An 18,861-nucleotide genomic window follows, 5' to 3' on the forward strand; every position below is an offset into this window, starting at 1 on the left:
TCACTCCGCAGCAACGCTGAAGGGTGAATTGGCAAGCGCCGCCTTCTTTGCCTCGATATCGATATCGTAGAGGCGCGCTGCGTTGAGGCCGAGGATCTTTTCCTTGATCTCCGGTGTCAATTGCACACCTCGCTCCTTCGCAATATCTTCGGGCAATTCGAACGCCCAGAACTTTTCGACTAGCCAGCGCGGCGTCCAGATCGCATAATCGGATCCGAACAGGATCTTTTCCGGACCGACCCAGAACAGCAGTTCGGAAATGATCTCGGCGAAATACCGCGGCCTTGAATGGATGAAGGGCAGTGCGACGGCGAGGCCGCCATAGACATTGGTTTCCTGCACCGCGATCCAACAGAAATCATCGAGACGCGGCAGGCCGCAATGTTCGACGATCCAGTTGAGGCCCTGGAAATCGGTGGCTGCGTAATCGACATCATGAACGTCGAACGCGTCCTTGTTGAGCGGGATGATCGTCGGTCCTTTGTGGACGTGGATGTTCTTGATACCCAGCTTTTCGCAAAGCTCAAAACACTTGTAGGCGGCTGGATCGTTAAGGCGCCATCCCTTGGAAGCGCCATTCCATTCGGCCGTGTACATTTTCACGCCCTTGATGTCATAGGTCTCCTTCATCCAGTGGATATATTCGAGTGCCTTGTCACCATCGCGCGGATCGAACGAACCGTTGACGATGAACCTCTCCGGGTACCGCTTGGCCACCTCGGCATTACGCTCGATCGTGTTGAAGCCATCCTTGTAGAAATCCTTGAGATAGGTTGACTGAATGATCGCCACGTCATCCGGGCCATCGATAAACAGGTCTTGATAGAGGTCATTGGCACTGTATTTCTCGAACTTGCTTTTTTCCCAGAGCTGCTCCTTCGGGCTCAACGCTGTGTGGTAGCCATAAAAGCACTCGACGAACTGCTTGCCGTGGATATTGCGCTGGTTTTCCGGGCTGCCATCCCAGAAATGGGTGTGGCCGTCGACGATGAATATTTCCTTGCCTTCTGGTGTGATGAACATTGTTGCCTCCGCTGCAATCGTTGAAATTCCGGCGCGCCGATATGTCAGCGCGCCGCCCGCCTGGTTGCCTCAAATATATTTGAAGACTTCGTCCATATCGCCGAACAGGATGACCTCGTTGTCGTCGATGCGAACCATCCGCCCATAGTGGGTCGAGGTGTTGACTTCGAAGATCTCGGCGGTCATTTCGCGGCCGAGATAATCGCTGATATCGTCCATCTTAAAGATGAGCTTGCCGTTGCCGTCGATGCGGATCATTGCCGGCGCATAGGTAACGGTGACGCCTGGCTTCGTGCCCATGAATTCGGCAATGGCCCGAGCCTCGACCGAGTCACTCATGGTCACGCCACACTGGTGGGAAATCGTCTGTTCGAAAGTGATGTCCTTCATCGATTTGAAGATGTTGGACTGCGACGCGTCGCGTGCGACTGATGACATATTGATATCTCCTGGTTTTAACGCTTGAGGCCGAGTTCGCCGAGGATCTTGCCGAGCCGTTCTTCGGACTGGGCGCGGACGTCGGGGAACGAGATCGGCTTGGAATGCGGCATGGACCAGATCGGCTGCAGGCCGAGCGCCGCCTTGTCGGCGAGTGCGGCATGCTTGGTGACCCAGCCTTGGAACAGCTTGGCGTTGGCCGCGCCATATGTCTCGTCGTGGACCAGCAGGTAGGCGAGGTCGATCGTGTTGGCGAGATTGCGTTCGTAATCGGCCTCGGCGGCCGAAATTACCGGCGGGGTGATGAAGTCATGGTTGGCGGCAGCTGCCTGCATCAGGAAGCCCGAGCGAAACAGTTCTCCCACCAGCGGTTCGAAGATGAGGTTGATGGCGAAATACTGTTCGAGATAATCGGTCGTGCCCATGATCGTCTCGATGGCTTCGCGCGTGCCTTGCCAGACACCGTCCTCGAGCCAATGCTTCTTGCCGAGTTCATCGTCCCAGCCGGCAATATCCATGCCGATTTCGGCGAGATAAAGCGTGATGTCCTGGGCAAGCCTGAGCTTGTAGGAGGAATTGGTTAGCGTGGCATTGTTGATCATCTGGGTGTAACCATAGCGCTGCGCTTGCATCAGCGAGGTGCCCAGACCGAATTCGGCATGTTTCCATGCCCCCAGATGGGCCTGCAGGATCTTAACCCAGACCTTGTCGAAGGTTTTTGGCGCTCCGGCCCGGCGGGCGTTTGTGATGACGCTCTGCACCATGGTCTCGATCTTGGACTGACGCTGATAGTGGGTACGTTCCCACTCCTGGTCCGGCGCTCGGAAGGCGTGCCAGTTGGAGCTCTGAGCTGCGGTGTTGTCCTTGACATAGGCGCCCTTGCCGTTGGCGAACGAAATGATCCAATTCTGGATCAAATAGCGTTCGGGGTCCGGCTGGACATCGACCGTGACGTCTTCATAATGGGTGGCCCGCTGACCCTTCGGGTCGAAGTAGCGGTATTTCCGGCTGTCGGAATCGGCGAATATTGCCGCCCCCGCCGCGCCCGACCCGACTGAACTCGATAATGCTGCCATAGTTCTCACTCCCTTGTTGCAGTTGCTGATATTGCTGTCCGTGCTTCGTCCAGCCTCAATGGCCAACCCCTAGTGACTTGGGGTTCCTCCGCCGGACGAAGTGGTGAATTTGTCGAAGAAAATGCGCTCTGACTCGAAGCCGTTCATGAACAGCACAGGCTGCAGCGCATCGATCATCGGCGGCGGGCCGCAGGCGTAGACGTCGCCCTCTCCATCCACCGCCAGTTCCTTCAGCTTGGCATCGACGCTCTGGTGCACGAAGCCGCGCTCGCCAGTCCAGCCGCCGTCTTCCGGGGCATGTGACAGCACCGGAATGAAGGTGAGTTCAGGATGGAGGCCGACCAACGCCGCGATCCGGTCGAGATGGAACAAATCATCCTCCGTCCGAGCACCGTAAAAGAAATAGACGGGCCGCTTCTCACCGCTGGCGAGATGATCGTTAAGAATCGACCAGACCGGCGACATGCCCGATCCCGCTCCCACGAGCACTAATGGTCCCTGCCGGTCTTCTCGTCGAAAGCAGGTTCCGTAGGGTCCGACAACGCTGACTTCGGCTCCAACCCGGATGCCTCCGGAATCAAGCTCGCCGGAGAATTTTCCTTCGGGATATTTCTTGATGATGAAGGAGAGCTTCTGGGTTTCGCTCGGCGTATTTGCCATGGAGAACGAGCGCGTAATCGTCTCCCCCTCTTCCGTGGTGACCGTGATGTCGACATACTGTCCCGCCCAGAACTTGATTGGCGAACCGAGTTCGATTTCGATGCCTCTGATATCGTGGGTAAGCTTCTCGAAACGTGAGATCCGGCCGCTGTAACTCTTGACAGCAATCGCCTTTGCGAGCAGTTCCTCGTCGTAGTTGAGGAGCTCGACCTCCATGTCCGAATAGGCAATCGCCCGGCACAGCAGGATATGGCCTGAATCTTTTTCAATTTCACTGAGTGCGAAGGTCGAGTATTTCAGCATGTCGACTTCGCCCTCCAGCAGCACGCATTTGCACGCGGAACACTGCCCCTCCTTGCAGCCATGCGGCAGCGCTATGCCTTGCCGAAAGGCGGCGTTCAGAACCGTCTCGCCGTTTTCGACCTCGAATTCGACGCCGACCGGTTCGAGACGCACCGTATGCGCGTGCTGATGTGCTTTTTGTGCGTCAGCCATGTACCCAATCTCCCAATTGCTGCGCGTCTCCCTGTTGAGGAAACGGCCTCTTCCCATGAGGTCGCGGAGGCCTAAACCGGCCCCCGCGGGTCGACGTCTTAATTGAAAGGCGTGATGGTGAAGCCTGCACGATATTCGGCGAGGTGCTTTTCACGGGCGTCTGGTGTCATGTCGCGCAGAATCTTCAGCGGTGACATCAGGGTGTGGCCGCGCACGTCGTCCAGCGTCCACATGTCCTTGCCGTCGAAACGCAGATGCGGCTGCGGCACCAGCGTCTTGCCGTCGGAACGAACGAAGTTCAGGTCCTTGATTGCGTCCGCGAGATCCCAGCCGTGATAGAGGGTCTCCCATTCGCGCTTGCCGCTGAAACGGCCCATCGCCGGCGTTGGACGTCCCTGGTATTCGTCCGAGAAGGCTTCGACGGCGGTCCAGCGATCGAGTTCGTGGGCAAAGGTATGCAACTGGCCGTCGATTTCATCGACGACGATGTCTTCGCGGATCAGGCAGGGGACGAGGCAGCTCCAGCAGCGATGCGGATAGACATAGCCGACTTCCTCGTTGAAGGTGACGACCTTCTCGCCGCGATGGCTGAGCTTGTCATACCATTTCCAGAAGTCGCCGAATTGCGCGTACCAGCCGGGATACTTATGCTCGAACCATTCGAAATCGGCGTCGCGCTGGGCCTCGATGCGCCAGAAGTTGACCGGCCAGCCGACTGCGAAGAACTGAGCGACCTTGTGGACGTAGTGCTTTTTGGTGATGCGGTTCCAGGCTTCGTGAACGTCGTCGTGATGAACCTTGATGCCGTATTTTTCCAGCGGCAGCATATAGGTGCGGTAGTAGTCCTCGAAGATCCAGCGGTGCCACATTTCCGCATAGGATTCCTTATTCTTGTCGCGATTGGTGGTGCCGTATTCGATGAAGGTGCCGATAGCGGCATCGACGATCGCGTGGTTCTGCCAGAACGAGTAGCGCAGGTCGCGCTCGAGCAGCAGGTGGTTTTCCGGCTCCTTAAGCGCCGCCATCAGCAGTGAGTGGCCGTTGCCGATATGACGGCTTTCATCCGACTGGACCGACAGGAAGACCGTCGGAAGGGCATAGTCCCCGTTCCGCGCAGCTTCTGACGGCATGGCCACGAACAGGGTGTTGGTGAAGGCGGTCTCGGCGACGACGGTCAGATACATACAGGCGGACGTCATCACGTCGCCAGTGATGAAGCCTTCGCCGAACTGGCGACCGATCGTAGTGGCATAGCACTTGCCGAAGGCTTCCTCGGTGATGTCGAAGCCGGCTGGATCGATATAGTTCTCCATGTACCACTTCTTGAGGTTCATCTGGATCGTCGAGTGGCGAAACTCATCGACCATCTGCATGGTGAAGCCGGTGCGCAGGTCTTCACCCGGCGCCAGGCGGGCAACCATTGCCATTGATCGGGCTGCCGAGATTTCCGGGAACGGGATGATTGCCAGGAACAGCTTCATCCATTCGACCCAGCGAGGTTCAACATTGCGGAACATGTCGCCGCGCAGGGCGGCGTCCAGCGCACCATAGACGCGATTGTCCTTTTCCTCCTGCATGGGGAAATAGGAGCGCAGCACCTGTTTCATCGGATCGCGCGGCGCCTTGGTGATTTTGTAATCCGTCGGAAACGTCATTGCTTCCTGAACGTAGGTGGGATTCCAACCGAGGTCGGAAATCTTCTTGGTTGCCTCGCCAACGGAAATTCCGCGCTGCGAGGTGATTTTGTTGAGTGTCAAAGACGACATCGTTATCAGCCTCCACTGTGTGTGAACCGCAGACCTTCGGCCCCGGTTGGAACGGCGCTCGGGGCGCCGCGAGCGAAAATTGGAATGGCATGGCAAAGGGAGGCGCCAAGCGCGACCATGTCGAACCATTCGAGTGAATCATGGCAAAGGTATTGTCGGAGAGGCGCCGGGGCACTCCTGACCCGGGCTGTTGAAACTGCTCCCCCCGCTCCTTCGTTCTTTTAGCGTCGCTGTGAACGCGATGGCCTCTTATAAGAGGGACGATGCAAGGGGCGTGCCAACTTAACAATACGCAGCTTTCAACGACTGTTGATAGTAGATCTTCCTTAAGTGTAACATAATTTTACAATTGCATTTTACAGATGTAACAATATCAATACTATGCAATATCGGAGCGCATACACCATAAGTAAGGATGGACAAAATATATTATTTAATTATATTTCAAACTCAGCTCGGCAGAGCCAAATCTTGATTTGGATACCATCATGACCGGCAGAAGCAGGAATCAGGGGCCTTTAGCCGCCGTTCGTAGCGACGTTACGATCCAGCTCGCAGAGCTCATGCAACGCGATCTGGTGTTTGTCATGCGCTTCATCGGCGAAAGCCAGCACGTGATGCAGAACCATTTCCAGCACTTCATCATGCGCGAGCTGGCAATGACCGGAGTGACGTCAGAAACCCACCCGATGATCCATGCCTTCGCAGAGAAACATGCGCTCATGCTGCGGGATTTCGTATTTTCGGGCGTCTCACTGTCCCAACAGTTCCGCATTGAAGAAATGGAACAACTGACCGGGGACACGATGATCCGGGTGGACATCTGGGATCAGTTGCGAAGCCACATCAGCATGGCCGAGAACCAGTTCAGAAGCCAGATGCCGGAGCTGCCAACAGCGCTGGAGGCCTGGAAAACACCCCCCACCCGGGACCGTTGAGAACTTCAAACGCGCTGCGGAACAGAGGATTTTCTATGATCGCCCAGGACCATACGGCCCTCGACCTTACGCGCCGGCGCGTCGAAGCCGTGGCTGCCGTCTCGACCCTGACGGCCAAGGCGTTGAAGTTCATCCAGACGATTTCCGGCCTTGAGATGGACATCCTGCGGCTTGAGCTTGCAATCGGCCGCGATCCCGCTAACGGCCAACTGGTGCAGGAATTGCATCACGTCAAGCAGACCGCCAACAAGATGCGAGAGGCCCACGCCGATTGCACTGAAGAGATCGCGGCGGCTGAACAGGATGTCGCGGCACTGGACCGGTCGATCGCCACGGCAAAGGGAGGATGATATGAACCAGCAGACCATGCCGAACATAACCCTGTTTGACCTACTGGCGCGCAACTGGCAGCGCCGGGCAGCAATTACCCATCTTTGTTTCAACAGCGACGATAAGTTGCTGGCGATCTCGGCCGTCGATGGTACGGTGGCGCTTGCGCGCCTGCCCGACAACGAGCCGCCGGAAGCGCGCATCGTGATCGACAATGGCCAAACCACGATCCGCCCGCGCGAAGGCAAGCCCTCGCCATTGATCAATACCCGTGTTCAGGAAGGCCTGAGTCTTGCCGCAGGTTCAAATGGCGAACTCATTGTCATGACCAGAAGTGGCGAACTGCTGCGCATCGGCCATTCTGGTGAGATTGCGGCAAAGGCGCTGGCGGACAAGAGCCCCATCACTGCTTTCGATCACTGTTTTAAGACGGGGCTGACAGCCGCGGTCGTCCACTCCCAGCTGCGGCTGCTGTTCGGCGAAGAGGGGCCAATCAGGGAGATTGATCTCGGCGACCAGATGGTTGAACTTATATCAATATCCGGCGATGGCGGCATGATCGCATTTGCCGGCACAGGCAATCTGGGCCTCCGGGGGATTGGCGGCGCGCTGAATGAGCTTCTCGACATTGCGCTGCCATCGCGGCCGCTTTCGCTGAGATGGAGCAATGACGGCAAGTGGCTGGCATGCGGATTGGAGACCGACGGCCTTTGCCTAGTCAACGTGACAATCGGCGAGAACGTCATGCTTCGTGATTTCCCAGGCCCAATCCGCACGCTGGATTGGAGCCGGGCCATGAACGCGTTTTTCGCTTCGGGGGCCTATCGAATCGCGGGCTGGTCGATGGAAAGGCCGCCGCTTTCCGACAGCGCGACCGGCGCGATCGCCACCGGACAGGCCGGCTTCGTGATGGTGGCAACCGTCGCCGCCCATCCCACAAAGGCATTGGTCGCGGCAGGCTATGCCAACGGTCGCGTCGCCGTTGCCCGGATCGGCTCGACTGAGGAACTCACTGTCCGGGAAGCGGGTGGGCCGGTCACCACGCTTTTGTGGTCGGTCGACGGCCGGCATCTGGCGGTGGGAGATGCGCTCGGCAGTGCCGCAATCGTCACCTTTCCCAACGAGATCTTCAAATAGAATCCAACCAACCAAGCATGGAGGACACTATGCAGACCGAACTCACCGCCGAAGACAAGAGCAAGGACGCCTTCTTCGAAAAGATCGCCAAGCTCTCCGAAGAAATGGTCGCGGCCCATGGCAAGGAATTCAGCATGGGGGCGCTGGTACTCGGCGCCCGTTGGATCGCCGAAGGCCGCAGTGATGGCAGCAAAAAAACCAACTGAACACCGAAAGCCCCGTTACGGCGGGACGAGATCAGCAAAGGCGATCCGCGCCGCCTTCGATTGTCGGCCTTCAGGGCGACCACGAGGCAACGGTATGCTGCCCGCGTTCTTGCTGATACAGGAGACAGACTGTCCGCAACATGGAGGCGAGATTCGACATGCCGCCATGCATTTCCAATGCCTCGGAATAGAGTTCCGATATCAGTTTGGAAGTGGAAAGCCCCTCCATTCTCGCTATGTCTTCCAGCACCTGCCAGAACGCCGCTTCGAGACGGACGCTCGTCGAATGGCCAAATATCCGCACCGATCGGCTGACTTTTTCAAACCGTTGCGGATTTTGCCCCGTCAATACCCTGCACATCATCGTCATTCCTCCTGGGTGTTCAGGCCTACGGCAAGTACTCCCCGCGGAGCGCTGTCCCAGGGAGTAATGCATCGTTTTCAGCCGGACGGCCTATTGTCGGGAAGGCGTTCAGGGGATGAGCACCGCACGGCCATGGATCTTGCCGTTGTGAAGGTCCTTGAGCGCCTGGTTGGCATCAGCCAATCGATATTCGACCGTCGTCAGATTGACGAGTCCGCGGTCGGCGAGCGCCATCAGTTCCGTCAATTCGGCCCAAGTGCCGACGAGATTGCCGATGATGTTCTTCTCGGTGATCACCATGTCGACAGTCGGCACTCGGATCTCCTCGCCATAACCTACAACATAGTAGCTGCCCATCGCCCGGGTCATGGCGAGCCCCTTGGTCGTGGTGCCTTTCTCTCCGACGAAATCAATCACGGCTTCGGCACCCTGACCGCCGGTCAGCTGCAGCACAGCCTCCACTTCATTGCCATCAGCCTTGACGAGCTTGTCGGCGCCGATGTTGCTGGCCAGGTTCAAAGATGCGTCAGAAGTATCGACCACGATCACGTCGGCGGCGCACATTGCTTTCAGGCATTGGATACCGATATGCCCGAGGCCGCCGGCGCCGATGACGACGCAGCTTTCGCCGGGCAGCAAATGGCGCGTCGCCTTTTTGACGGCACGATAGGCGGTCAGGCCTGCATCTGCGTAAGGCGCGACTTCCTTTGGCGCCAACGTCTTCGGCAGCGCGACGATGTTTCGCTCCGACGTGCAGAGATATTCGGAATAGCCGCCGTTGCAGTCAAGGCCCGGAAATGTCCCCGGCCCATGCATGTCGAAACCACGCCGGCAGGCAAGGCAGGTGCCACCGGATATCTTCGGATGGACGATAACGGGATCACCAACCTTGATGCCCTCGACCTCTTTGCCGATCGCCTCGACCCAACCGGCATTCTCGTGGCCCATGATCAGTGGCAGGAGAGAATTGCCAGCCGGATCCATATGCGGTCGCCAGACTCCTTCGACGATGTGAAGATCGGTCCGGCAGACGCCAGCACCGCCGATCCTGACAATGACGTCGGTCGATTTGTTGATTTTCGGATCGGGGACCTCCTGGAGCGACACCCATTGGTCTGCCGTGAGGCTGTCATCATACTTCGTCAAAACTTGCGCTTTCATTATGTCGTCTCCTCCAGTGCCGGCACCTGCGCCCGCCAAGAACAGAGCAGCAAGCGCTGTGCCACGTCGCAATTTCGAATATTATCAAATACATGGCTAAGATGTCCGATCCTGTCCGCGTGCAGCGGCTGAACGGGATGAACAGAGGGGCTGTTCAGTTTCTGTCTATTGCGCCGCCGCTACCGGCTGCTAGCTTGTTGGAATTGTATATGAGGAGGAGACATGCAGCATCTGTCAGGCATGGATCGCGCCCGCAACGCGCTGGAAGGGGGCGAACGGCTTCCAGTTGGTGCGTTGCAGCCGCTTGTCGCTAACAGCTGGCAGCGTTGTCGCGACGCCAATCTCGATCCGCGCGGCCGGCCGCACCACGCTGTCGTCGCCTTTTCTGACGTCAAGAAGCGGCGGGAGGCGAAAGCCGCGATGCGACTGCTCGCGCTTGCGGAGATGCAGCTCTTGTATTCGCAAATCGCCGGTTCGAATTTCATGATTGCGCTCGGCGACGCCGACGGCATTGTTCTCGATACGATCAGCGACCAGCATTTTGCAAATAGTGAAGCCGGACGGTCGATCATCCCGGGCAGCATGTGGAACGAAAGCGAGCGCGGCACCAATGCCCTTGGGTTGGCCGGCATGACTGGCCAGCCGGTGGCGATCTATGGCCGGGAGCACTATTTCACCTGCCATGGGCACTTGAGCTGCATGGCCGCGCCGATCATCAACTCGGACGGGGAGATTATTGGTCTGCTCGATGCATCCTGCGCACACGAGGCGCGGCAAGAGCACACTCATGCGCTGGTACGGATGGCCGCCGCGCAGATCGAGAACGGCTTGATCTACCAGAATTTTGCCAAGAGCTTTGTCTTCGCTTTCCATCCGCGTGCGGAATATCTCGATACGCTCTCGGCCGGACTCATCTCTGTTTCGTTCGAAGGCGATCTCCTTTCGATCAACCGGCCAGGGAGGGTGCTGCTTTCGGGCCTCCCCGCGACGCGGGGCAATGCGTTTAACAGCCTGTTCGAAGCCAATTTCGGCACCGCGATGGATGGCTTGCTGAACGGTGGCGTCATCCTCGTTCGTGATCGGGCGGGCAGCGGCGTCTTCATGGTCTGTCGGCAGATCGGTGAACGCCGGACGGCGACACTGGAACGGTCCGTGCCGGCGCCGCCAAAACTGCTCAGATCAGAGGATGTACCGGATTTCGCTGCGGAAGATCCGTCGATCAAGCGGTCACTTGTCGAACTTTCCGAAGCCGCCACGTTGTCGCTGCCGGTGCACATCACCGGCGAAACGGGCACGGGCAAGGAACTGATGGCGCGTCACGTCCACGAACTGAGTGGTCGAAAGGGCGACTTTGTGGCGATTAATTGCGGCGCAGTGCCGCAAGAGTTGTTCATTGCCGAAATGTTCGGCCACGAGCGTGGCGCCTTCACCAACGCCCGCAGCGAAGGTTCGCCGGGGCTGGCCCGCGCCGCTGACGGCGGCACGCTATTTCTCGATGAGGTCGCCGATATACCGCTTGGAGCGCAGACATCGCTCCTCAGATTTCTCGACAGCATGGAAATTCGCGCCGTTGGCGGCCTAAAGTCAAAAAAGGTGGATGTACAGATCATCTCTGCCACGAACCGAAATCTTGAGGAGATGGTGGCGCAGAGGCTTTTTCGCGCCGACCTCTTCTATCGTCTCAATAGCTTCCTCATCCGCTTGCCGCCGCTGCGCTCACGGACTGATTTCGGCGGCATCGTCCGTCACTTGATGGAGAGGATGGCGCCCGGCACGCCGGTGACTGATGGGGCCATCGCCGCGCTCTCGAAACGGTCCTGGCCCGGCAACATCCGCGAATTGAAGACTGTCCTGCAGCGTGCGCTCCTTCGCCGGCGGGCCGACTATTTCGATGAAGGGTGTTTCGATGAGACCGGCCCCGCAGCCGACGCTACGGGTGATTGGTGCGACGAATGCCGCGGCCGACCGCTCAGCCGGGCCAAGTGCCAGGAAATCCGCACCGTTTATCGAAAAACTGACAAGAACATATCACAGACCGCACGCCAACTCGAACTCTCCCGGACAACCGTCTATAAACACGTTCGCACAACGTCTCAGAGGTAGCGCCCCGCGCGCTGAAGCACCTCGATCTTGTATCCATCCGGATCGCTGATGAAGAAGAACCGGGCCAGATTTTTGCCGCCATGAGCGAAATCGACCAGCTTGCCCGGCTTGAGGCCTTCCGAGGCCAGGCGCTGGTGCTCGGCGTCGATATCACTGACCGAAACCGCCAGATGTCCATAGCCGTTGCCGAGTGCATACGCTTCGCTCTGTTGCTTGTTGATGGTCAGTTCCAGTTCGAAGGTGCTTTCAGCGTTGCTGAGATAGAGCAAGGTGAATGTCTCGAATTCAAGTCGCTCGGCGACGGCAAGGCCAAAAGCCTTCCTGTAGAAGTCAACTGATCGTTGCTCATCGAGAACTCGGATCATCGAATGTATTATTCTGGCCAAATTGTCACCCAGTCATAAGGCGAAAATACACCCGCGAAATAAACGAGTTGCGCATCTGACTGGCAGTAGTCTGGTACCACTTCAATCTGATTGGTCTTTTTGCAGAGATCACGGCTTTTTGTCTATTGGCTTTGGTCGGCGTGATAGGATCAGAGCAATCAGAGCACCGCCCGGGGAGCCCCCCGCCAGTCAGGCCGCGCGATCGAAGGCCATTGCAATGCGCGAGCGAAGTTTTGCCGGCAGGCAACTTGCCGATGCCAATACGACAGGACCAGACGTGTAACGCATGTCACACAGCCAGCGAAACGAGAAACCAGAATACCTTGCACGAGAACAAGACATGAAAGCGTTCTTCATCGATCGGACCTTTCCGTTCGCAGCGACCGAGGAGGCTCTTACCTACGTCGACACGGGCCGCGCGAAAGGCAAGGTGGTCGTCAAGCTACGATGACGGAGCGGTCACGGTCATGTGGCGGGGCTTTGACGGTCTCACATGCGAAAGCGGCATGCCACCATGTGCCTCGCTCAACCAACTTACAGCAGACCATATTGGCGCAGGATGCCAGCGATCTGTGCGTCCTGCGCCTCGTTTGGAAGCAGCGCTGGCTGGCGGCTGGCGCCGACCGAGGGGTCCTGCAGATAGAGGGCACGCTTGACCATGGCGGGGGCAAAGCCGAGGGCATAGAGGTCCGTGCGGAACGCCGCGAAGGTGCCCTGCCGCTCCTCTGCCTTGGCGATATCGCCGGCATTGAAGGCGTCCAGGATCCCGGCCAGAACATGGGGCATGGCATTGCCGAGGCCTGAAATGCACCCAGCCGCACCATGCTGCAGCGCCCAGAGCACGAGGTGGTCCGGTCCTGAATAGACTTCGAACCCAGCCATCTCCCTGGCGACCTGGAGGTAGGCTTCCAAAGTCTCCTTCGCGCCGCCCGAATCCTTGATGCCCGCGATATTGCCGTGACCGGTAAGAATGCGGGCAGTCTCCGGTTCGATGTGGTTCTGCGTGCGGGCCGGAATGTCGTAAAGATAGACGGGCGTCTTCACCGCATCGGCAACGGACGAAAAATGGCGGATGAGGCCGTCCTGAGTGCAGGCGATGAAGAAGGGCGTGATCACGGCAATGCCATCGACGCCGATACGGTCGAATTCACGCGCCAGCTTCACCGTTTCGAAGGTCGCTGGCATGCCGGCATTGACGATCACCCGGACGCGTCCCCTCGCCTCATCCACCACCTCCTCTGTAAGACGCACTTTCTCCTCGAAGGTCAGCGCCGTGAAGTCGCCGTTGGTACCTGCGCACATGATGTTGTTGCCGGCCTCGACCTGGCGTCGCACCTGTGCACGGGTCGCCTGGTAGTTGACGGTTTCGTCCTCGTTGAAGCAGGTCACGAGGGCCACGAAGGCTTGCTTGGTCATTTGTCTTCCTCTGGATGGATGGCACCTTACGAGGCGCGCAGAAGGCGGGCGGCGCGGTGGGCGGCCTGTATGTCGGGATCCGGGTCGAGTCCGGCGGCAAGAAGGGCACGTGTATATTGCTCTCGTGGCGCTTCGAACACGTCACGAACGGTACCTGTCTCGACGACTTTACCTTTCTGCATGACCATGACGTGATCGGCGAAATCCCGCACCACGGGCAGGTCGTGGGCTATGAAAATGAAGGCGATTCCCATTTCCTTCCGCAGCCTGTCGAGCAGCGCGATGACCTGCGCCTGCACCGAAACGTCGAGTGCCGAAACGGCCTCGTCGCAGATGATGAGCTGCGGCTCGAGCGCCAGCGCCCGGGCAATGGCGATACGCTGGCGCTGGCCGCCGGAAAACTGGTGCGGATAGCGACCCATATGCTCGGCGCCCAGACCCACCTGCGCCAGCAGTTCGGCAACACGCTCGCGCCACTTCGCCTTGGGCAGGATGTCCGGATGGATGATCCAGGCTTCGGAAATGAGCTGGTAGACAGTCATCCGGGGATTGAGCGACTGCGTCGGGTCCTGGAACACCATCTGCAGATCGCGGCGAAGCTTGAAAAGCTCGCCCGGCGACAGTGCGAAGAGATCGCGGCCCTTCCAGAACGCGCTGCCACCATCCGGCTCGTCGAGTCGCAGGAGGATGCGGGCGAGCGTCGATTTTCCGGAGCCGCTTTCGCCGACGACGGCCAAGGTTTCGCCAGGCATGAGATCGAACGAGACGCCCTTCAGCGCCTCGAAGGCGCCATAACGCTTGCGCACGTCGCGAACCGCGAGCACGGGCTCGGCCCGGATGATGGGCTGGTGCATTTCACCCTTGCCGGGCACGGCAGCAATGAGTTTCCTCGTATAGGGATGCTGCGGATTCTTGTAGACCTCACGAACCGTGCCGGATTCAACCAGCCCCCCCTTTTCCATCACCACGACCCGGTCGGCGATCTCCGAAACCACGCCGAGATCGTGGGTGATGAGGAGGATCGCCATGCCGGTCTCCTCCTGCAACTCCTCGAGCAGCGCCAGGACCTCTGCCTGAACAGTGACATCAAGCGCCGTCGTCGGTTCGTCTGCGATCAGAAGGTCGGGCCGCAGCGCGAGCGCCATGGCGATCATGACACGCTGACGTTGGCCGCCCGAGAATTCGTGTGGGTATTTGTCGAGTGAACGCCCAGGGTCCGATATGCCGACACGGGTCATCAGACGTAGAGCCTCGGCGTGGGCAGTGGCAGAGTCGGCGCCGTGGGTGGTGAGCGCTTCGCGGATCTGCCAACCGACAGTATAGACCGGGTTGAGGTGACTGAGCGGATCCTGGAAAATCATGGCGATGCGGCGCCCGTTCACCTCGCGACGCTTGTGTGCCGGCATCCGAAGCAGATCGACACCGTCGAGCAGGATCTCCCCCGACGTGATGCGCCCTGGCGGCATGTCGATCAGATTCATGATGGCCGACGCCGAGACCGACTTGCCGGAGCCGCTCTCTCCCAATATCGCCAGCGTCTCGCCGCGATCGACGTGGTAGGAAACATCGCGGACCGCTCTTACGACGCCCATCGCAGTATGGAACTCGACCGAAAGGTCGCGGACTTCCATCAGATGCTCAGCCATTCCTGCTGCCCTTCATTTCGAGCCGCCAGCGCTGAACCGGATCGAGCGCGATACGCAGCCAGTTCGACAGGAGGTTCAGCGACATGGTGGTGAGAATGATCGCCAAGCCCGGCCAGAAGGACAGCCACCACGCATTGGTCAGGTACTGTCGGCCTTGCGAGATCATCAGGCCCCAGGTGATCTCCGGCGGTTGAATGCCGATGCCGAGAAACGACAGTGCGCTTTCGGCAAGCATCACATAGGCGAAGTCGAGCGTGGCGAGCGTCGTCAGCGTCGGAAACACCACCGGCAGGATATGCCGGAAGAGAATGCGCTTGCTCGACGCGCCCATGACACGCGCGGCCTGCACGAACATGCGCTCGCGGATTTCCAGCACCTCCGCACGCGTGGTCCTGAGATAGACCGGAATGCGGGTTATCGCCAAGACGAGCATCAGGTTCGCGATGGACGATCCGAGAATGTAGAGCACGATGACCGCGATCAGCAGCGACGGGAAAGACATGATGACATCAGCCAGTCGCATGATCGTCTGGCTGATCCTCGGAGACGAGAAACCGGCAACGAGCCCGAGCACCGTGCCGATGATCGACGACAGGGCAACCGCGCCAGCCGCCACCATCAGCGTGTTTTGCGTCGCGACGACGATACGGGCCAACAGCGGTCGACCAAGTGCGTCCGCGCCCATCCACCAGATCCAGCCGCGCTCCCAATCGAAGGGTGCGGCATTGCGTCCCCGAAGATTCTGTTTGGTCGCGAGATCGCCGAGCCAACTCGGTCCGACGATCGCAAGGATCAACATGATCAGGAGAAAGACTGCGGCACACAGGGCGAACTTGTCGGCCAGTAGCATGCGGAACATCCGCGTCAGGAAATGGCGCTCATCGATGATGGCGACATCGGTCGTCTGCAGGGTCACGGACGATCTCCTCAATGCCGGATCCGGGGATCGAGCAGCGCGTAGGCAAGGTCGATCAGGAGGTTCATGAAGAAGATTGCCAGCGCCGTGACCAGTATGGCTGCGAGGACGACATTGAAGTCACGCTGCAGAATGGAATCGATCATCAGTTTGCCGACACCGGGAAAACCGAAAATGGTTTCGACGATGACGGCGCCGTTCAGGAGGCTCGCGGCCTGGTCGCCGATCACGGTTATGACCGGCAGCATGGCATTGCGAAGCGCGTGCACGAAGATGATTGGGCCGGATTTGACACCCTTCGCCCGCGCCGTCTTCACATAGGCCGAGGAGAGCGCGCCGATCATGGAGCCCCGCACGACCTGGACGATGATGCCGAACGGTCGCACGAACAACACGCAGATCGGAAGGATCCAGTGCCAAAGAGAGCCCGTTCCCGACGTCGGCAGCCAGGCCAGGTTCACAGAGAAGACGACGATCGCCACGATCGCCAGCCAGAAATCCGGTACCGATGCGCCGATCAGCGAGATGATGGACGACAACCTGTCGAAGAAGCCACCGGCCCGGAAGGCTGCAAGCGCGCCGACGACGATTGCCGCACACGTGACGAGCACCATTGTGATGACGGCCAGCCAAAGGGTCCAGATGAAGGCCTCGAGAACGACGTCGAGCGCCGGACGCGCCTTTCGCAGCGATTCACCGAAATCACCCGTCAGCACGTCGCCGACATAGCGCGTGAACTGCGAAAGAATCGGGTCGTTCAACCCATGCAGTTCGCGGAACTGCTCCTTCAGTTCCGCCGAGGCCTCGACCGGGAGGAAAAGGGCGGCCGGATCACCCGTCAACCGAGAGAGGAAGAAGACCATGACGATCAGTCCGACGAGCGAGATCAGACTGGCCAACGCACGGTTTCGGATGAATCTCAACATGGCGGCCTCAGCAAAGCTCGGCGGCGGGATCTCCCCGCCGCCTTGACTGGTGTTGTGGCTGGCAAACACGGCGTTGGCCAGCGCAAGGTCATTTGATCGTAATCTCCGAAAGCTGGAGCGTCGAGTTGGTGGCCATGGTCGGCTTGTATTCCAGGCGTTCGGCGATGCGTGAGAAACCGACCATGTGGAATAGCAGCACATCGGCCACGACGTCATCATGCAGGTAGGCGATCAGCTCGGACCACAGTTTGGCACGGTCCGCACCCACCGCTGCCGAAGCGCGCTTGATCAGGTCATCGACCTTCGGGTCGGAGAAGCCGGACTGCGTGCCGTCGGTGGCATATTTGAAGAACATCGAGAAGGACGGATCGCCCTTCGAGTTGTCGTGCATGGCGGCGACGATTTGCGGGCCGCGGCCTTCCTTGAACGGCTTGGAATAATATTGCTCGTGCTCGGCGACCTCCACCATCTTGAGATTGACGGCAAAGCCGACCTCCTGCAGCTGTGCTTGAATCGCCTCCATGATCTCGACGACGTTCGGGAAGTTCGCAGAACGCGCGATGATGGTGATCGGGGTGTCGACCTTGACGCCGTCCGCCTTGGCTTCTGCCAGCAGCTTCTTCGCGCCTTCCGGATCGAAGGGGAAGACCTTCACGTCGGGATTCCAGCCGAGCGTCGGCGGCGGAACGATAGCGGTAGCAAGAAGGGCGCCTTCCGGAACCAGAGTGCCGATGAACGCTTGGCGGTCGATCGCAAGGTTCAGCGCACGACGCACGCGGACATCGTTGAGTGGGTCGATATTGTGATCAATCCGCAGATACACCGTTTCACTGTCAAGATAGGGGAAGTCGGTGGCCGGATTGGTCGCATCGAGCTGGGAGATCGACGGTGACAGATCGGCCTCACCGGTCTGCACCATCGCGGCGCGAACGGCCGGATCGGCGCGGAACAGATAGGTGGCTTCCGTCACTTGCGGTTTTTCGCCCCAATAATCGTCGCGGCCCGTCAGCACGATCTGCTGACCCGGTGTCCAATTGGTCAACTTGTAGGGACCGGTGCCGACGGGTTCGCGGACGAATTCGAGCGGTGTTTCTTCGGGCACGATGGTGACGAGAGACAGAAGAAGCGGCAGGATTGGCTGGACCGGATCGACCTTGAAATCAATGGTGAAATCGTCAACGACATTTGCGCCGACGGTCATGCCTCCGAAATAGCGGCGCGATTCACAGGCGTTCTTTTCACTCATGACGCGGTCGATACTGTGTTTCACGTCCTTCGCATCGAAAGCCGTGCCGTCCGAAAACTTGACGCCGTGGCGCAGATGAAAGCGCCAGCTGCCGTCGGCATTTTGCTCCCACTTTTCGGCAAGACGCGGCATCAGACCCTTATCACCGCGGAGGTCGAGCTCGGTCAACGTCTCGCTGACATTCTGCATGATGATGCGGCCGATATTGGATCGGGTCGCCATGCAAGGCTCGAGCAGGTCCGCCTCCTCGGCCAATACGATCTTGATCGGGCCCGAGCCCGCATATACCGGTGAAAGGGTAGAGCCCAGCATTAGGGCACCCAGGACAAGCATTTTCTTCACGATATTTTCCTCCCTAGTGAAATCAGTTCAGCCCATGTTGGTCCTAGGTCGCGCGGCGGTGAGCAGAACGCTCCGAGGCAAGAAACAGCGATCCGAAGATGGCTCGAAGGAAGCCCATTACACCGGATCGATGATGGCAGAGCCCATAGCAAGTATGACGACCATCGCAGCCCTCCGTGGTCAGCCGGCCTGCGGCACAAACGCTCCTCCCGGCATCGCCATGCCAGTGCCGAAACCATCTCGCCTTTGCACTAATTTGTCAATTCTTTTTTTTATGTAAAAATCA

At 58.9% G+C, this 18,861-nt stretch carries 18 protein-coding genes and 1 pseudogene; 6 read left to right on the forward strand and 13 right to left on the reverse strand.

Annotated features, from left to right (window positions below; genetic code table 11):
- The 5 genes from AC2YI2_RS31320 to AC2YI2_RS31340 all read right to left on the reverse strand — a co-directional run bounded on the left by AC2YI2_RS31320 (position 1) and on the right by AC2YI2_RS31340 (position 5,458).
- Entirely contained in the window at positions 1-1,023 is a 1,023-nt protein-coding gene (locus AC2YI2_RS31320) for an amidohydrolase family protein (protein WP_487390458.1), read from the reverse strand.
- Positions 1,024-1,092: 69 nt separating this feature from the next.
- Entirely contained in the window at positions 1,093-1,461 is a 369-nt protein-coding gene (locus AC2YI2_RS31325; protein WP_487390459.1) for an MmoB/DmpM family protein, read from the reverse strand.
- A 17-nt stretch (positions 1,462-1,478) separates the two neighbouring features.
- Complete coding sequence (locus AC2YI2_RS31330; protein ID WP_487390460.1) at positions 1,479-2,537, reverse strand: aromatic/alkene monooxygenase hydroxylase subunit beta; 1,059 nt, start codon at positions 2,535-2,537, stop codon at positions 1,479-1,481.
- Between the two features lie 69 nt (positions 2,538-2,606).
- A complete protein-coding gene (locus AC2YI2_RS31335; RefSeq protein WP_487390461.1) occupies positions 2,607-3,692 on the reverse strand; it encodes a 2Fe-2S iron-sulfur cluster-binding protein in 1,086 nt (361 codons plus the stop codon).
- Between the two features lie 98 nt (positions 3,693-3,790).
- Positions 3,791-5,458: an aromatic/alkene/methane monooxygenase hydroxylase/oxygenase subunit alpha gene (locus AC2YI2_RS31340; RefSeq protein WP_487390462.1), complete on the reverse strand. Its 1,668-nt coding sequence runs from the start codon at positions 5,456-5,458 to the stop codon at positions 3,791-3,793.
- A 488-nt stretch (positions 5,459-5,946) separates the two neighbouring features.
- Here AC2YI2_RS31340 and AC2YI2_RS31345 point away from each other — a divergent pair, with 488 nt between their 5' ends.
- Genes AC2YI2_RS31345 through AC2YI2_RS31360 form a run of 4 tightly spaced genes read left to right on the forward strand, consistent with a single transcriptional unit; the run spans position 5,947 to position 8,069 of the window.
- Positions 5,947-6,396: a hypothetical protein gene (locus AC2YI2_RS31345; RefSeq protein ID WP_487390463.1), complete on the forward strand. Its 450-nt coding sequence runs from the start codon at positions 5,947-5,949 to the stop codon at positions 6,394-6,396.
- A gap of 35 nt (positions 6,397-6,431) precedes the next feature.
- Positions 6,432-6,746: a hypothetical protein gene (locus AC2YI2_RS31350; RefSeq protein WP_487390464.1), complete on the forward strand. Its 315-nt coding sequence runs from the start codon at positions 6,432-6,434 to the stop codon at positions 6,744-6,746.
- Position 6,747: 1 nt separating this feature from the next.
- Positions 6,748-7,863 carry a WD40 repeat domain-containing protein gene (locus AC2YI2_RS31355; protein WP_487390465.1) on the forward strand — a complete coding sequence of 372 codons (1,116 nt, stop codon included), beginning with the start codon at positions 6,748-6,750 and terminating at the stop codon, positions 7,861-7,863.
- A 29-nt stretch (positions 7,864-7,892) separates the two neighbouring features.
- Positions 7,893-8,069, forward strand: coding sequence for a hypothetical protein (locus tag AC2YI2_RS31360; RefSeq protein WP_487390466.1), 177 nt, complete (start codon positions 7,893-7,895; stop codon positions 8,067-8,069).
- Positions 8,070-8,139: 70 nt separating this feature from the next.
- Here the strand turns inward: AC2YI2_RS31360 and AC2YI2_RS31365 are convergent, their stop codons facing one another.
- On the reverse strand, positions 8,140-8,433 hold the full coding sequence (locus AC2YI2_RS31365) for a ribbon-helix-helix domain-containing protein (RefSeq protein WP_487390467.1): 294 nt from the start codon (positions 8,431-8,433) through the stop codon (positions 8,140-8,142).
- A gap of 108 nt (positions 8,434-8,541) precedes the next feature.
- Positions 8,542-9,594, reverse strand: coding sequence for an NAD(P)-dependent alcohol dehydrogenase (locus AC2YI2_RS31370; protein ID WP_487390468.1), 1,053 nt, complete (start codon positions 9,592-9,594; stop codon positions 8,542-8,544).
- Positions 9,595-9,816: 222 nt separating this feature from the next.
- Between AC2YI2_RS31370 and AC2YI2_RS31375 the strand changes: the two genes are divergently transcribed.
- Entirely contained in the window at positions 9,817-11,697 is a 1,881-nt protein-coding gene (locus AC2YI2_RS31375) for a sigma-54-dependent Fis family transcriptional regulator (RefSeq protein WP_487390469.1), read from the forward strand.
- Here the strand turns inward: AC2YI2_RS31375 and AC2YI2_RS31380 are convergent.
- Entirely contained in the window at positions 11,688-12,083 is a 396-nt protein-coding gene (locus AC2YI2_RS31380; protein ID WP_487390470.1) for a VOC family protein, read from the reverse strand. The two genes, AC2YI2_RS31375 and AC2YI2_RS31380, sit on opposite strands and share 10 nt — an antisense overlap.
- Positions 12,084-12,438: 355 nt before the next feature.
- Between AC2YI2_RS31380 and AC2YI2_RS31385 the strand changes: the two are divergent.
- Positions 12,439-12,534, forward strand: a pseudogene (locus AC2YI2_RS31385) (zinc-binding dehydrogenase); the annotation flags it as partial.
- An 83-nt stretch (positions 12,535-12,617) separates the two neighbouring features.
- Here AC2YI2_RS31385 and AC2YI2_RS31390 read toward each other — a convergent pair.
- The 5 genes from AC2YI2_RS31390 to AC2YI2_RS31410 form a co-directional block, all read right to left on the reverse strand.
- The gene (locus tag AC2YI2_RS31390; protein WP_487390471.1) at positions 12,618-13,499 is read right to left on the reverse strand and encodes a dihydrodipicolinate synthase family protein; all 882 of its coding nucleotides are present in this window, start codon (positions 13,497-13,499) and stop codon (positions 12,618-12,620) included.
- Between the two features lie 26 nt (positions 13,500-13,525).
- Positions 13,526-15,145, reverse strand: coding sequence for an ABC transporter ATP-binding protein (locus AC2YI2_RS31395; protein ID WP_487390472.1), 1,620 nt, complete (start codon positions 15,143-15,145; stop codon positions 13,526-13,528).
- Positions 15,138-16,061, reverse strand: a complete 924-nt coding sequence (locus AC2YI2_RS31400; protein WP_487390473.1) for an ABC transporter permease — start codon at positions 16,059-16,061, stop codon at positions 15,138-15,140. The genes AC2YI2_RS31395 and AC2YI2_RS31400 overlap by 8 nt, the downstream gene beginning before the upstream one ends.
- A gap of 11 nt (positions 16,062-16,072) precedes the next feature.
- On the reverse strand, positions 16,073-16,987 hold the full coding sequence (locus AC2YI2_RS31405) for an ABC transporter permease (protein ID WP_487390474.1): 915 nt from the start codon (positions 16,985-16,987) through the stop codon (positions 16,073-16,075).
- 88 nt (positions 16,988-17,075) lie between these two features.
- Complete coding sequence (locus tag AC2YI2_RS31410) at positions 17,076-18,566, reverse strand: ABC transporter substrate-binding protein (RefSeq protein WP_487390498.1); 1,491 nt, start codon at positions 18,564-18,566, stop codon at positions 17,076-17,078.
- Between the last annotated feature and the right edge of the window lie 295 nt (positions 18,567-18,861).

The organism is Rhizobium sp. SRI_017 (assembly GCF_057586295.1).

Excerpts from the sequence above, each read along its gene's own strand:
- AC2YI2_RS31330 (WP_487390460.1), bottom strand. The coding sequence starts at position 2,537 with ATGGCAGCATTATCGAGTTCAGTCGGGTCGGGCGCGGCGGGGGCGGCA.
- AC2YI2_RS31375 (WP_487390469.1), top strand. The coding sequence starts at position 9,817 with ATGCAGCATCTGTCAGGCATGGATCGCGCCCGCAACGCGCTGGAAGGG.
- AC2YI2_RS31345 (WP_487390463.1), top strand. The coding sequence starts at position 5,947 with ATGACCGGCAGAAGCAGGAATCAGGGGCCTTTAGCCGCCGTTCGTAGC.
- AC2YI2_RS31410 (WP_487390498.1), bottom strand. The coding sequence starts at position 18,566 with ATGCTTGTCCTGGGTGCCCTAATGCTGGGCTCTACCCTTTCACCGGTA.
- AC2YI2_RS31325 (WP_487390459.1), bottom strand. The coding sequence starts at position 1,461 with ATGTCATCAGTCGCACGCGACGCGTCGCAGTCCAACATCTTCAAATCG.
- AC2YI2_RS31320 (WP_487390458.1), bottom strand. The coding sequence starts at position 1,023 with ATGTTCATCACACCAGAAGGCAAGGAAATATTCATCGTCGACGGCCAC.
- AC2YI2_RS31360 (WP_487390466.1), top strand. The coding sequence starts at position 7,893 with ATGCAGACCGAACTCACCGCCGAAGACAAGAGCAAGGACGCCTTCTTC.
- AC2YI2_RS31370 (WP_487390468.1), bottom strand. The coding sequence starts at position 9,594 with ATGAAAGCGCAAGTTTTGACGAAGTATGATGACAGCCTCACGGCAGAC.
- AC2YI2_RS31340 (WP_487390462.1), bottom strand. The coding sequence starts at position 5,458 with ATGTCGTCTTTGACACTCAACAAAATCACCTCGCAGCGCGGAATTTCC.
- AC2YI2_RS31350 (WP_487390464.1), top strand. The coding sequence starts at position 6,432 with ATGATCGCCCAGGACCATACGGCCCTCGACCTTACGCGCCGGCGCGTC.
- AC2YI2_RS31390 (WP_487390471.1), bottom strand. The coding sequence starts at position 13,499 with ATGACCAAGCAAGCCTTCGTGGCCCTCGTGACCTGCTTCAACGAGGAC.
- AC2YI2_RS31335 (WP_487390461.1), bottom strand. The coding sequence starts at position 3,692 with ATGGCTGACGCACAAAAAGCACATCAGCACGCGCATACGGTGCGTCTC.
- AC2YI2_RS31395 (WP_487390472.1), bottom strand. The coding sequence starts at position 15,145 with ATGGCTGAGCATCTGATGGAAGTCCGCGACCTTTCGGTCGAGTTCCAT.
- AC2YI2_RS31355 (WP_487390465.1), top strand. The coding sequence starts at position 6,748 with ATGAACCAGCAGACCATGCCGAACATAACCCTGTTTGACCTACTGGCG.
- AC2YI2_RS31405 (WP_487390474.1), bottom strand. The coding sequence starts at position 16,987 with ATGTTGAGATTCATCCGAAACCGTGCGTTGGCCAGTCTGATCTCGCTC.
- AC2YI2_RS31365 (WP_487390467.1), bottom strand. The coding sequence starts at position 8,433 with ATGATGTGCAGGGTATTGACGGGGCAAAATCCGCAACGGTTTGAAAAA.